The 12,156-nt window shown below is 61.0% G+C and carries 14 protein-coding genes; 3 read left to right on the forward strand and 11 right to left on the reverse strand.

Annotation, left to right across the window (positions count from 1 at the left end; translation table 11 throughout):
• Nucleotides 1–175: 175 nt before the first annotated feature.
• The gene (locus tag IAE77_RS29895; RefSeq protein ID WP_294235174.1) at nt 176–868 is read right to left on the reverse strand and encodes an HPP family protein; all 693 of its coding nucleotides are present in this window, start codon (nt 866–868) and stop codon (nt 176–178) included.
• 181 nt (nt 869–1,049) lie between these two features.
• Between IAE77_RS29895 and IAE77_RS29900 the strand changes: the two genes are divergently transcribed.
• The 3 genes from IAE77_RS29900 to IAE77_RS29910 all read left to right on the forward strand — a co-directional run bounded on the left by IAE77_RS29900 (nt 1,050) and on the right by IAE77_RS29910 (nt 3,000).
• Complete coding sequence (locus tag IAE77_RS29900; protein ID WP_294235176.1) at nt 1,050–1,526, forward strand: HPP family protein; 477 nt, start codon at nt 1,050–1,052, stop codon at nt 1,524–1,526.
• A 127-nt stretch (nt 1,527–1,653) separates the two neighbouring features.
• Nucleotides 1,654–2,433 (forward strand): hypothetical protein, encoded by a 780-nt coding sequence (locus IAE77_RS29905; protein ID WP_294235178.1) that lies wholly within the window; start codon nt 1,654–1,656, stop codon nt 2,431–2,433.
• A gap of 114 nt (nt 2,434–2,547) precedes the next feature.
• On the forward strand, nt 2,548–3,000 hold the full coding sequence (locus IAE77_RS29910; protein ID WP_294235180.1) for a hypothetical protein: 453 nt from the start codon (nt 2,548–2,550) through the stop codon (nt 2,998–3,000).
• A 4-nt stretch (nt 3,001–3,004) separates the two neighbouring features.
• On the opposite strand, the gene IAE77_RS29915 is transcribed toward IAE77_RS29910, so the two are convergent.
• The 10 genes from IAE77_RS29915 to IAE77_RS29960 all read right to left on the reverse strand — a co-directional run bounded on the left by IAE77_RS29915 (nt 3,005) and on the right by IAE77_RS29960 (nt 11,989).
• Nucleotides 3,005–4,348: a GTP-binding protein gene (locus tag IAE77_RS29915; protein WP_294235182.1), complete on the reverse strand. Its 1,344-nt coding sequence runs from the start codon at nt 4,346–4,348 to the stop codon at nt 3,005–3,007.
• A 4-nt stretch (nt 4,349–4,352) separates the two neighbouring features.
• On the reverse strand, nt 4,353–5,399 hold the full coding sequence (locus IAE77_RS29920) for a hypothetical protein (RefSeq protein ID WP_294235184.1): 1,047 nt from the start codon (nt 5,397–5,399) through the stop codon (nt 4,353–4,355).
• A gap of 10 nt (nt 5,400–5,409) precedes the next feature.
• Nucleotides 5,410–6,336, reverse strand: a complete 927-nt coding sequence (gene cysD / locus IAE77_RS29925) for a sulfate adenylyltransferase subunit CysD (protein WP_294235186.1) — start codon at nt 6,334–6,336, stop codon at nt 5,410–5,412.
• Between the two features lie 46 nt (nt 6,337–6,382).
• Complete coding sequence (locus tag IAE77_RS29930) at nt 6,383–7,138, reverse strand: sulfite exporter TauE/SafE family protein (protein WP_294235188.1); 756 nt, start codon at nt 7,136–7,138, stop codon at nt 6,383–6,385.
• Nucleotides 7,139–7,144: 6 nt separating this feature from the next.
• Nucleotides 7,145–7,801 (reverse strand): phosphoadenosine phosphosulfate reductase family protein, encoded by a 657-nt coding sequence (locus IAE77_RS29935; RefSeq protein ID WP_294235190.1) that lies wholly within the window; start codon nt 7,799–7,801, stop codon nt 7,145–7,147.
• A gap of 113 nt (nt 7,802–7,914) precedes the next feature.
• Nucleotides 7,915–8,175 (reverse strand): 50S ribosomal protein L27, encoded by a 261-nt coding sequence (gene rpmA / locus IAE77_RS29940; protein WP_294235192.1) that lies wholly within the window; start codon nt 8,173–8,175, stop codon nt 7,915–7,917.
• A gap of 19 nt (nt 8,176–8,194) precedes the next feature.
• The gene (rplU, locus tag IAE77_RS29945; protein WP_294235194.1) at nt 8,195–8,509 is read right to left on the reverse strand and encodes a 50S ribosomal protein L21; all 315 of its coding nucleotides are present in this window, start codon (nt 8,507–8,509) and stop codon (nt 8,195–8,197) included.
• Nucleotides 8,510–8,602: 93 nt separating this feature from the next.
• Nucleotides 8,603–9,403, reverse strand: coding sequence for an HAD family hydrolase (locus IAE77_RS29950; RefSeq protein WP_294235196.1), 801 nt, complete (start codon nt 9,401–9,403; stop codon nt 8,603–8,605).
• Between the two features lie 15 nt (nt 9,404–9,418).
• On the reverse strand, nt 9,419–10,882 hold the full coding sequence (locus tag IAE77_RS29955; protein WP_294235198.1) for a hypothetical protein: 1,464 nt from the start codon (nt 10,880–10,882) through the stop codon (nt 9,419–9,421).
• A gap of 30 nt (nt 10,883–10,912) precedes the next feature.
• Complete coding sequence (locus IAE77_RS29960; protein WP_294235200.1) at nt 10,913–11,989, reverse strand: OmpA family protein; 1,077 nt, start codon at nt 11,987–11,989, stop codon at nt 10,913–10,915.
• Nucleotides 11,990–12,156: the final 167 nt, after the last annotated feature.

Consider the following 12,156-nt stretch of genomic DNA (forward strand, 5'->3'; position numbering starts at 1 on the left):
CCCTCCGTGGCTTCGAGGGCTCCCTCCGTGGCTTCGAGGGCTCCCTCCGTGGCTTCGAGGGCTCCCTCCATGGCTTCGAGGGCTCCCTCCGTGGCTTCGAGGGCTCCCTCCGTGGCTCCGAGGGCTCCCTCCATGGCTTCGAGGGCTCCCTCCGTGGCTCCAGGGGACGCCCAGATCAGTGACGCGCCGGCTGCTTTTGCAGCAGCGCCACCAGGCGCAGCAGGTCTTCCTCGCTCACATCGACGAACGAATCCAGCGACCGCACTGCCGCCAGCACCCGCGCATGTTCCTCCGGGCTGACGGCTTTTTCCACCGGAGCGGCAGGAGAGGCGGGCGGTTTCAGCGCGGCGGGATAGCGCCGCCAGTGGAAGGCGAAGTTGATGCCCACGGCCAGCAGCACCATGCCCAGCGCGTTCAGCAGCACCGGCACCAGGACAAACGCGTAACCGAGCTGATGGATGGCCGTTCCGCCCATCACCGCCATGAAGGCCGTGGCCCCGCCGGGTGGATGGATGCACTTCGCCTGCTGCATCACGACGATCGACAGCCCCACAGCGCAGGCCGCCGCCAGCACTGGATGCGGCACCCACCGGGCGCACAAAACACCGATGAAGGCGGAGAAACCATGCCCCGCGATGACCGGCCACGGCTGGGAGAGCGGCCCATGCGGCACTGCAAAGAGCAGCACGGCGCTGGCCCCCATGGAGGCGATCACCGCCAGCGCCCCCAAGGCCGGCAGCGCCCAGAATGAGATCCCCGTCAGCAGAAGCATCGCCAGCGTGGCGCCCGCTCCTGAGACGACCCGTTCGGCGAGGCTGACTTCAACGATTTCAATGCCGAGCCAGCGGTGCAGAACCTGGAAGAACATGGTGTGGGGAAGGAAGCGGGATACAGCGGCACGAAACGTCGGCGCAGGATGGTTCGGTCTGGTTGAATTGGAAGTTGCATCAACGGTGCAACAATTCGGCTTCTAGCAGGCTGGAACTGGTGTTTTGCCCGCCACATTTTCAGCATGCACTGGCATGGATCCACGTTAACCAACGCCGCCGATGTCACACCGCCCCTCGAGCCGCCCAAAACGCTGGAAACAAGCCTTCGCCGCAGGCGCAGGCGGCGCGGTGGTGGTCGGCCTGCTGGCAGCCACAAAATCCACGGCATGGCCGCTGCTGATGGGCTCGTTCGGCTCGTCGGCGGTGATCGTTTTTGGCTTTCCAGAATCTGGTTTCAGCAAACCGGGGCGCGTGATCGGCGCGCATGTGCTGTGCACGGCGATCGGGCTGCTCTGCCTGCATGTCTTGGGAGATCACGCCTGGTCCCTGGGCCTGAGCGTGGGCCTCAGCATCCTGGTGATGCTGGGCTCGCGAACCGTGCACCCGCCGGCAGGCTCGAATCCGCTGCTGGTCTTCGCCCTGTGCCCGGACTGGACGTTTCTGCTGTGGCCTGCGCTGCTGGGCAGCACCGCGCTGGTGCTGGGAGCGGCGCTATGGCGGCATGTGTCCGCAGAGTCGTCAAAGCCCGGCCCCTGAGACGGGGCCTTCATCCCGTGTGCGTCCAACTGCGGTGTCTTGACAGCCATTTTACCAACAACCGTGCCGGCAGTGGAACTGTCGGCAGCAGCCATCATCCTTCGAATCCCGACACTTTCCGCCGCTCATGAATCCGACACCCTTTCTCCTCCTGCTTTCCTTTGCCTCGGCATGTCTCCTGAACGCGGCAGACCCAATCCCGCCCACGAAGACCAAGCAGCCCCGGCCGCTGCGCACGTATCGCGACTTCCTGGCGGCGATCCCGAAGGAACTGGAGCCCGAAAACGCCCGAAACTGGACGGATGCGGAGAAGGAGGTGGCGAACGGCCTTCTCAAGAAGAAGCTCGTCGATGCAATGCGGCCCGCGAAGATGCGCCTGAAGGTGCGCGGGGTCGATTTCTGGGGGCGCTTCGTCGTGTGGGGCGATCTGCCGGCCGATGAGGGCTACCACATCCGCCTTTTCGCCAGCCAGTGGATGGCCGGCGACATGCTGCCGAAGCTGGCGACGCTGCGGGAGGGTGATCTGATCGAACTGACCGGCGTGTGCGATCTGGCGAAGTTTGAAAACCTCTGGAACACGAAGTCACTCTCCCTCGGCATCGGCGGGGCGTCATTCATCAAGCTGCTGCCCAATGGCAAGCCAGCGCCGCAGCCGGACCGCATGCCTGTGAAACTAGTCTCCGCCGTCTATGGCTCCGGCACGGCCTTTACGGAGGTGACGGACCGAGTGAAGTCGTTGCTCGCCGAACCGGGTGCCCGCTTTTACGCGAACCCGCCGTGGCTGGGCGCTGATCCCACCCCTGGTTGGAACAAGGTCCTCATCATCGTTCATGAAGCCGGTCGCGAACGCCGCACCTTCACTGCTGGTGAGAATGGCGAGGTCAGCGCCGCTTTGCTGCTGAAGTGAGACTGATCCAAACAACCGCATCTCGCAGATCCGTTTCGTCTGTTCCCGATTCCCGGTCTGCCAGATCCACGACGCTTTGCTTGAAGGCGGTGCGAACTCGTGAACCATGAGGGCATGAGCTCACCGCTTTCCATCGCTGAACAAATGCAGGTGCTGCAATCGGACGCTGATGTGGCCGCGTTTGCTCTCCAGCACCTCGGTCTTCCCTCCGACTGGCGTGACACCAATGAACCAGGCAACACGGAACGCTGCCAGGAGGCGGTGGACCGGGTCTTCACTCTGAGTCGTGCCGACATCGAGGCCAGCCTGGCCACGCAAGGCCTGCAGCCGGAACAACTCCCGGGCTACCGGACAGAGCCCGGCTCGCGCGACGGCACCTATTTCATCACCCTGGGCAAAACCTGGGAAATGTATTTCCAGGAACGGGAAGGCAAGTGGGCCAGCGCGGTCTTTGATGACCTGAATGAGGCGCGGAAGCTCCTGATCAACGTCTGGCTGCCCATCTGGCTGGACCACCTCCGAGTCCCCTGCCGCACGAAGAACGGCAGGGTGATTGAGCAACTCTAAGTCCTCAAATCGCGGAACCGGCGTCCTCGAAATCGTCGGGGTTTCCAAGGGACTTCATGATCATGCCGGCGGCGACGGTGTTGTTCGTCTGTTCATCGACGAGTACGAAGCTGCCAGTCGTGCGATTCTGCGAATAGGCGTCGAAGAAAATCGGCGTGGCGCAACGCACGCGAATGCAGCCGATGTCGTTGAGGGCGAACTCCTTGCTCTCGGCGCTCTTTTCGAGGGTGCTGATGTTCACCTTGTAATGCACCTCGGTGACGACGGCGCGGACGTCGTTCGTGGTGTGGCGGAGATGGAAGCGGCCGCGGGGCTTGAGGGTCTTTTTGTCGGCGAACCAGCAGATCATGGCGTCGAACTCCTGCGCGGTCTGCACGGGTTCATTGGACTTCACGATCATGCCGCCGCGGGAGGTGTCGATCTCATCAGCGACGGTGATGCTGTAGCTGAGCTGCGGGATGGCCTCGGGCTGCGGGCCTTCGAAGGTGTGGATGCCGGTGATCTTCGTCTTCATCTCGGACGGATAGACGAGCACGTCATCGCCCACGCGGAAGGTGCCGCTGGCCATGCGGCCGGCGAAGCCGCGGTAGTCGTGCAGATTGCCGAGTTTGGCGTCGTTGCGGTCGGAGATGGGGCGGATGACCCACTGCACGGGGAAACGGGCCGCATCAGCGGCGGTCTCGGTGTGCACTTGGACGGTTTCGAGGTGCTGGAGCAAAGACGGGCCGGTGTACCAAGGTGTGGCGTCGGATTTCTCGACCACGTTGTCGCCATTCAGGGCGCTCATCGGGATCGGCGTGACGTTGGGCAGGTTTTCGAGGCCGCTGGCGAACTTCATGTAGTCAGCGACGATCTTGTCATAGACGGCCTGGTCGAAGTTCACGAGGTCCATCTTGTTCACGGCGAGCACGATGTGTCCGATGCGCAGCAAGCTGGCGAGGTAGGTGTGACGCATCGTCTGCTCGATGACGCCGAGACGGGCGTCGATCAAGATGATCGCCAGATCGGCCGTGGACGCGCCAGTGACCATGTTGCGCGTGTATTGAATGTGCCCCGGCGTGTCGGCAATGATGAATTTGCGCTTCGGCGTGGCGAAGTAGCGATACGCGACGTCGATGGTGATGCCCTGCTCACGTTCGGCGCGAAGACCGTCGGTGAGCAACGCGAGATTCACGTGCGCATCGCCGCGTCGCTTCGAGGATTCTTCGACAGCGAGGAGCTGGTCTTCGAAGATGGATTTGGAATCATACAGCAAGCGTCCGATGAGCGTGCTCTTGCCGTCATCGACGGAGCCTGCGGTCGTGAAGCGAAGAAGAGAGGATTCGGTGGGATTGACGAGGAGGTCCATGAAGTTATTTGCGCCGACGACTAGCGGGTTTGGTGGTTGATTCTAGAGAAGATGGTTGCTGAGCGGAGGCCTCGATTGCCAGAGCTCTCCAATCGCTCAGCGGCAAGAGCCTCAACTGATCAAAATGGAGTGAAATACCATCCACAGATTTTTTGAAAACATCAGCATCCTCACGTCCCTCGTGAATGACCTGGCTCAGATCCGAATAGATTGTTTTGAAGCTGCAGAGAGAGCGCGGGAACTCTGAGTGCAGCACTTTGGAGTACTCATCTGCCAGCTCATCTCCCGTTGGCTTGTTCGGCAACCGAGCAACATCCACAGAAGCTCTCATATGATGCTCGATTACCAGTCTGAGGTATAGGCAAGCTGGAAGAAACTTACCAGCCATTGATGCTACAAGCGCTTCCGAAAAAAGACTTCGTAATGCCTCCGGCACAAACTTTGGAACACTAATCTTTTCAAAAATGCTTCGGCCAACCAAGGTCAATTTTGCGCCTTGTCGGCGAACCAGAAAGACATTCGGTTCTTCCCGACAGACTTGGCATTGATAAGAAAACGAGAATACCTGAATCCGGTTTTTAGACGAAGTCATCCCCAGATCTAATGCAATTAGAGGCTCAGTGATGGATGCACCGAAGTATCCGGGGAGATGGGCAGTAACGCTATCGCACTTAACACAAGACCTAACGATTCTTGGGAGAAAACAGATTGGTTCCTTATCGGACTCGATGGGATATTGAGGACGCTGTGGCTTGGTCGGGGCAGGTTGTTCAACCACAAGAACCCAACTCGAATCCAGTATTTTCTTCACAACCCGCGTTGGTGCTTTCCGTTCGGTCTCGTTCAAATACCGGGCTCTCACAATCGGACCCGCTGGACTCATGAGCTCAACAACACTGTCGTTTTGTGCTAAAACTGGTTCTGCCAAATCAGCTGTGTGAACCGTGACAGATTGATACAACTGCTTGCTCTCAAGCAGTTCCTTGAGCGCAGCTTCGATACGAGAACGCAACTCTTGTATAACTTTAATGACGCGGAGTGGAGTATCCATATCCAAGATTCTAGAAGTACCCTTCCTTCTTGCGGTCCTCCATGGCCGTTTCGCTGCGTTTGTCGTCGGCGCGGGTGCCGCGCTCGGTCTGGCGGGCGGCGGCGACTTCGGCGACGATGTCGTCGATGGTGCTGGCGGTGGATTCGACGGCGCCAGTGCAGGAGGCGTCGCCGACGGTGCGGAAGCGGATGACCATCTCTTTCACGCGGGGCTTTTCCTCGTCGAGCAGGGGAATGATCGGGTTGCCGCGCTCGTCATTGAGCCCGACGGCGAGGAGCTGGCCGTGACGCTCGATGATCTGGCGCTTGTGGCTGAAGTAGAGGCTGGGGAGCGGGATGTTTTCCTGGCGGATGTACTGCCAGATGTCCATCTCAGTCCAATTCGAGAGCGGGAAGACGCGGAAGTGCTCGCCGAAGTGTTTGCGGCCGTTGAAGATGTTCCAGAGCTCGGGGCGCTGGTTCTTCGGGTCCCACTGGCCGAATTCGTTGCGGTGGGAGAAGAAGCGCTCTTTCGCGCGGGCCTTCTCTTCATCGCGGCGACCGCCGCCGAGGCAGGCGTCGAATTGATGCTCCTCGATGGTGTCGAGCAGCGTGACGGTTTGCAGCTTGTTGCGGGAAGCGTTGTGGCCTTTTTCTTCCTGCACGCGGCCGTCGTCGATGGACTTCTGCACGCTGCCGACGACGAGATCCGCGCCGATTTCCTGCACGAACCAGTCGCGGTAGGTCATGGCCTCGGGGAAGTTGTGGCCGGTATCGACGTGCAGCAGCTTGAAGGGCAAACGAGACGGATAAAACGCCTTCCGAGCGAGCCAGGCCATCACGATGCTGTCTTTGCCGCCGGAGAACAGCAGCGCGGGCTTTTCAAACTGCGCGGCGGTTTCGCGGAGGATGTAGATGGCCTCGCTTTCGAGGAACTGGAGATGCGTGATGGCGGACATAAGGCGGAGATCGGAGAGTCAGAAGTCAGATGTGAGAAGTCAGAGGTCAGATGACGGAGAAGGCTTTGAGGAGGTTGCGGGCGCTGACGACGGTGACGAGGACACCGACGAGGATCATGAAAGGCTTGTGCGGGATGCGTTTGGCGGCCCAGGCACCGAGCGGGGCGGCGATGACACCGCCGAGCGCGAGGCCGAGGATGATGCTCCAATGCGTGAGACCGATGGTGAGCAGGAAGGTGATGCTGGCGGCGAGCGTGACGAAAAACTCGACCGCATTCACGCTGCCGACGGTGATGCGCACGTCGTTGCCACGCACAATGAGGTTTGAGGCGACAATTGGTCCCCAACCGCCACCACCCATCGCATCGACCAGCGCGCCGAAGAAGCCGAGCGGCGTGAGATGCGTGGTCACATTCTTCGGCGGCACGCGGAAGAAGGCCTTCGCGATGATGACGAGGCCCATGATGATCAAATAACCGCTGACATACGGCTTCAGCACATCGCCATCGAAGGCGGAAAGCGCATACGCGCCGATGATCGCGCCCAAAACGGCCGGGATGAGCAGCCGGCGAAACAGAAAGCGGTCCACATTGCCAAACGCGTGATGCGAGATGGCCGAGGCACCGGTCGTGAAACACTCCGCGGCATGCACGGTAGCACTCGTGGCCGCTGGCGGCACGCCGAAGGCCATGAGCAGCGACGACGCGCTGACGCCGTAGGCCATGCCGAGCGCTCCATCGATCAATTGAGCGACGAAACCGGCGGCGACGTAAAGGCCGAACTCTGGAGTGAGGAAATCCATGGGCGCTTACGCTTTGTCGGTGACGAGCTTCGCGTGCAGGCCGCACTCGTGTTTTTCATCGCCCTTGGCCGGATCGTAGTAGGTGCGCTCGTTCGGCAGCGCGTGCTCGAGGAGGTAGGCGTCCATTTCGACAGGCGTCCAGTCGAGGATGGGGTTCACCTTGAGGCAGTTGAACTTCGCGTCCCACATGAACGGCGCGAGCGTGGCGGCACGCTGCGGGTTTTGTTCACGACGCAGCGCGGTGATCCACACTTTCGGGGCGAGCTCGCGCATGCCGCGCTCGAAGGGCTCCAGCTTCATGATGCGGCTGAAGGACTCCACGCGCTCCACTTCGTCCGGCATCGGCACCTGGCCGCCATTCAACGCCAGCCAGTGGGCGGCGGTCATGAGCGGCAAGTAGGGCTTCAAATTCAGCGTGAGCTGGGCGCGGCACTTTTCGGCAAAACGGTAGGTCTCTGGCAGATTCGTGCCGTGATCGATCCAGAGCACCGGCGTGTCCGCGGCGGCCTGCGTGACCAGATGCAGGATCACCGCCTCGTAAGGGCGAAAATTCGTGGTCACGACCGCCTGACCATCGGCATGCGCGAGGGCGATTTCGATGATTTCCGAGGGCGATTTGCCTTTGGCGTCATCATTGAGGGCGGCGATTTGATCAGGGTTCATGGGCAGGGCGCGATTTATTCACCCGATTCTCGATGTGTAAAGTAGGAAATATGTTGGGAGACAAAAAAGGCGCGGAGGTTATCCGCGCCTTTCTCGAAAAACTTGTCAGTGAATCAGGCCTGCAGGGCAGGGGCTGCGTCCACATTCACACGACGACCGTCCTTGTCGAAACGAACATTGCCGTCCACGAGAGCGAAAATGGTGTGATCCTTGCCGATGCCGACGTTGCGACCGGTGATCCACTTCGTGCCGCGCTGGCGGAGGATGATGTTGCCGGCGATCACCGCTTCACCACCAAATTTCTTCACGCCGAGACGCTTGCTCTGGCTGTCGCGACCGTTTTTGACGGAACCTTGTCCTTTTTTATGGGCCATAAGGGTAGGAAGTGAGTGATTAGGCGTTGATTGCGGTGATTTGCACGAGGGTCAGCGGCTGACGATGACCGCGTGTCTTGTGGAAGCCCTTGCGCTTGCGGAACTTGAAGGTGGTGGCTTTGTCGGCCTTGTGCTGCTTGAGCACCTTGGCGGTGACACTGGCTCCAGCGACGGTCGGCGCACCGACTTTGAGGCTGTTGCCTTCGCCGGCGGCGAGAACTTCGTCGAAAGTGGCGGTATCGCCCTCGGCGACCACGAGCTTCTCCACGTCGAGCTTGTCGCCGACGGAGACTTTGTATTGTTTGCCACCAGTCTTGATGATTGCGTATGCCATAACCTGAAAAGTGAGGAGTTTGTCCCTGGTCCGGGACGAGGGGCGCGGAGATTTCCACAGACACCCCGCTTCGGCAAGGAAAACTTCGCGAATTCAGGTCGCAACAGGCCGGGAACCGCCAAAATAGTGCGTCAGGGCCTCCATCATGCCCTCGCTGGCGAAGCGGGTGGCGATGAATCCGCCCCTTGAATGGACGATCTGCTTGATCGGATCGAGCGCATTGCCCGGACAGGCGATCATATGGGCATGACGGGGGTCGAGCATGCTGAGGTCGTTATAATTGTCCCCTGCGGCAAAACAGGCTGCCGCGTCGAGGCCGAGGAGACGGGCCAGTTCGCTCAGGGCCGTGCCCTTGCTGTAGCCGCTGTGCGAAAAACGCAGGTAGATGCTGTTGCGATGGTAGCCGATGTCCGGGAACTGCTGTGTGTGCGCATCAATGTGGGCGCAAATCAGGTCCATCTCCGCATCGCTGGTGCCGACGATGCCGTACTCGCTGGAATCACCCTGGATGAAGGAGGCGTTGGTGTTTTCCTCCACAAACTGGCGGATCGCCTGCAAGGATGCCTGGTGATCCTTGACGAATCGCTCCTGGGCTTTGCGGGCCAGGCGGTTCCACTTTCCGAAATCGGTCCAGCGGCTGAAAAAGCCGGGTTTATAGATGTCGCACTCCTGGGCGATGATGAAATCAGGTTCGCTGAAAATGCCGTGCTGGGCGAGGCCCTGGACTGTCTGGCCCAGACTGCGGCCGGTGTTGATCACCCACGCGGCCCCCTGGTTCCGCAACTCGCGGATCATCTGCCCGAATCCTGGATGATAGACGGGATCGCTCTCCGGATGAATGAGCGTGCCATCGAAGTCGAAACAGAGGATGAAGCGGTATTTGGGGGCGGCCATGAGGCGGGCGCGCATTCAAGCCGTGGAAGAGGTCGGCTGCAAGAACGCGATCAGCCACCATGCGGCCGCTGCACAAAGCAGCCACAACGTCAGTTCATAGAGGAACAGAACGGGCAGCCGCATCTGACGGCGGCGCACGCGGTGAATCAGCGCCTCGCAGGCCCAGACGAGGCTGAGAATGAACGGACCATAGATCGCCAGCGGCCGGCTGCCAGAGTCCAGCACGGGCATGTCCCAGCCAAAGTCAAACGTGCACACGACGAGTGCCAGGACGGTAAACAGCACGATCGGCGCGGTCTCCGGATGCAATGCCTGACCAGCATGATGGGCACGCGGAGCCATGAACAACAGCACCAACACGAGCAAGACTAAAAGTCCTCCAAATGCCGCAGCAAAGCTGCCGCGTGAGCAGCCCCGGCTCCAGTCGAAGCCAAGAACCTCCTTCACCAAGGCGAAAGCCCCGCTTTTCAGCCGTCCGCGGATCTCCTCAGTGGTGTGGGTGGCACGATAGTTCTCGATCGACGGCACCTTTTCTTCAGGAACGGCCCGCAGCACGTCCGGAGTCTGATGAGTTCTCGTCCAGGCGCGCATCTCGTCGGAATTTTCAAACCAGCGCCAGTGAAATGGCGTCGCGTCCCCCAGCTTTTGCTGCGCGAAGGACATCATCGGTCCCACGGTGATCACATGGCAGACACCCAGAAGAAGCAGCCCCAGCCAGTGATTGCGACGCACCCACAGCGTGGTTCCGCCTCCAGGGGCGAAATGCCCGACGATCCATCCCCACATCCAACGCAAGGTGCTCACTCCGACGAAGACGAGCATCAAGGGAGTGGCCGTCGGCGCGGTCAGATTCGCCAAGGCCGCCAGAAAACCGATCGCGCCATGCAACCAGAGCGAATTGCGTTTCAAGGCCGCGATGCACGTGATCCAGGTGAGCAGAAACAACACGCTGAACAGCAGATCGGGCAGGAAAAACCGGCTCGACGGCAGCCAGACGCCAAAACCCACCAAAAACACCGTCAATGCCGCCGCTGGAACGGAAAACGCCCGGGCACACGCGAGGCCGAGCAACACCAGCACGCTGAGTGAAAATGAGAGCTTCAGCAGATGCACCTGGCGGGCAAAGCGTGGCGAAAGGACGGCCGACTGACCCTGGCTGGCATCCACCAACCAGGCCGCCAGCCATGGCCATAATGGGCGCACCACACCATCCGTGCGGTGCGGGAGCCAGTTGTTCAGCGGCTCGGACACGCCACGGCTGAAATCGAGCGCCAGATCCTTCCGCGTCTCCGTCGTCATCGCCAGATGACGCAGCTCCATCTCGTGGGGCTGGCGGATTTCCACCGTGGAGGGAAACTCTCGCAGAAACGTCTGCGCATACGCCCAGGCCAGGGCGACCGTCAATGCCAGCGCCACGACGCCACGTCCACCGTTCAACCATAGTCTCGTCAGAGGCAGAAACACAGACTTCACCGGCATGCGTGAGGCGAGGTTGATCTTGCGCGGGGTTTACTTTTTCGGGCGCACCTTGATTTCCACGCGGCGGTTGAGCCCCTGCTCCTCCACCGTTCCCGTGACCGGCACGATCGGCTTTCCCTTCCCCATGCCGACCGCCTGGATGCGATCACTGCCGAGGCCGAGCGAGTCCCGCAGCCAGCTCACCACGGCGTTCGCACGGCGGATGCTGAGCTGGAGGTTGAAGTCCTCCCCGCCGAAGCTGTCGGTGTGCCCTTCGATGACGAAGAGCGAGTCAGGGTTCTTCTGGATGAGAAATCCGAGCTTCATCAGGCTGAGCCGGGCCGCTTCGGCGAGCTGGTCACTGCCGTATTCGAACAGCAGATCCGTGGGCATGAGGATCGGCGCGGTGCTGCCCCCCATCTTGCCGCCGCCGCCGAGCAGGTCATCCAGATTGCTGAAGCCCTTCACCCGCGCCCCCGCCGCAGTCTCGGTGCCCTGGCTCTTCACCGCATCGAGCAGTCCGGTGTCCATCTTTCCACCCTCGCCGGGATCGAGAGCACCCGCGTCGAGCAGCATCTGCTTTTCCGAAACCGGCTTCGAGAGCACCTCGCGTCGCACACTGGCCATCTCGGCGGCGATGTCCGGCCCGGCGGCCAGGGCCTCAGGCGCGAGCAGCTTCGCCATGTCGCTGCCCTTGGACGTCCCCGGAGCACCGTCGCCAGGATCATTCGCGCGGATGAAGTTCGTGATCTCCTTCACGTTCGGCGTGAGGTCGATCTCCTGGTTCTTCGGCAGCTCCTGCAGCTTGTCGAAGTCATCCAGCTTCGGCTCGAAGGCCTTCATGTCCGGCACGTTGCCCGGGGCGATGGTTTCCGGGATCTGCTGGATCGCCTGCTGGTCCTTCATCACCTGCTCGCTGATGCGGATGCGCTCCGGCACCGGACGCGGCTGCACCGGCGTCATCGCCGAAATGCCCAGGGAATTGAAACCCACCACCAGCAGCATGTGAAACACCATCGACAGGATCAGGGCGAACATGACCCACCACTTCAGGCTCCAGTCATCGCGGGAACGGAAGGAGGCACGGGTGTTCGTGCTCCATTCGGGGGGAAGTGTGACGGCAGCCATGACATGGCAGGCTAACATGCTCCGCCGGAGTTTGCACGCGTCACTTTAGCCGTGACATCCCAGCCGCGCCCTTCGTATTGTCGTTTCACCCACTCAACCTACCCTCACCATGAACCGCCGCACCTTCCTCAACACCAGCGCCGCCGCACTCGCCGGCTCCCTCATCG

Origin of the sequence: Prosthecobacter sp. (genome assembly GCF_014879935.1) — a bacterium.
Classification (GTDB): domain Bacteria; phylum Verrucomicrobiota; class Verrucomicrobiia; order Verrucomicrobiales; family Verrucomicrobiaceae; genus Prosthecobacter.

Coding starts and splice junctions, on each gene's coding strand:
- IAE77_RS29915 (WP_294235182.1), bottom strand. CDS start 4,348: ATGGACCTCCTCGTCAATCCCACCGAATCCTCTCTTCTTCGCTTCACG.
- IAE77_RS29895 (WP_294235174.1), bottom strand. CDS start 868: ATGTTCTTCCAGGTTCTGCACCGCTGGCTCGGCATTGAAATCGTTGAA.
- IAE77_RS29900 (WP_294235176.1), top strand. CDS start 1,050: ATGTCACACCGCCCCTCGAGCCGCCCAAAACGCTGGAAACAAGCCTTC.
- IAE77_RS29930 (WP_294235188.1), bottom strand. CDS start 7,138: ATGGATTTCCTCACTCCAGAGTTCGGCCTTTACGTCGCCGCCGGTTTC.
- IAE77_RS29910 (WP_294235180.1), top strand. CDS start 2,548: ATGAGCTCACCGCTTTCCATCGCTGAACAAATGCAGGTGCTGCAATCG.
- rpmA (WP_294235192.1), bottom strand. CDS start 8,175: ATGGCCCATAAAAAAGGACAAGGTTCCGTCAAAAACGGTCGCGACAGC.
- IAE77_RS29905 (WP_294235178.1), top strand. CDS start 1,654: ATGAATCCGACACCCTTTCTCCTCCTGCTTTCCTTTGCCTCGGCATGT.
- rplU (WP_294235194.1), bottom strand. CDS start 8,509: ATGGCATACGCAATCATCAAGACTGGTGGCAAACAATACAAAGTCTCC.
- IAE77_RS29920 (WP_294235184.1), bottom strand. CDS start 5,399: ATGGATACTCCACTCCGCGTCATTAAAGTTATACAAGAGTTGCGTTCT.
- cysD (WP_294235186.1), bottom strand. CDS start 6,336: ATGTCCGCCATCACGCATCTCCAGTTCCTCGAAAGCGAGGCCATCTAC.
- IAE77_RS29950 (WP_294235196.1), bottom strand. CDS start 9,403: ATGGCCGCCCCCAAATACCGCTTCATCCTCTGTTTCGACTTCGATGGC.
- IAE77_RS29955 (WP_294235198.1), bottom strand. CDS start 10,882: ATGCCGGTGAAGTCTGTGTTTCTGCCTCTGACGAGACTATGGTTGAAC.
- IAE77_RS29960 (WP_294235200.1), bottom strand. CDS start 11,989: ATGGCTGCCGTCACACTTCCCCCCGAATGGAGCACGAACACCCGTGCC.
- IAE77_RS29935 (WP_294235190.1), bottom strand. CDS start 7,801: ATGAACCCTGATCAAATCGCCGCCCTCAATGATGACGCCAAAGGCAAA.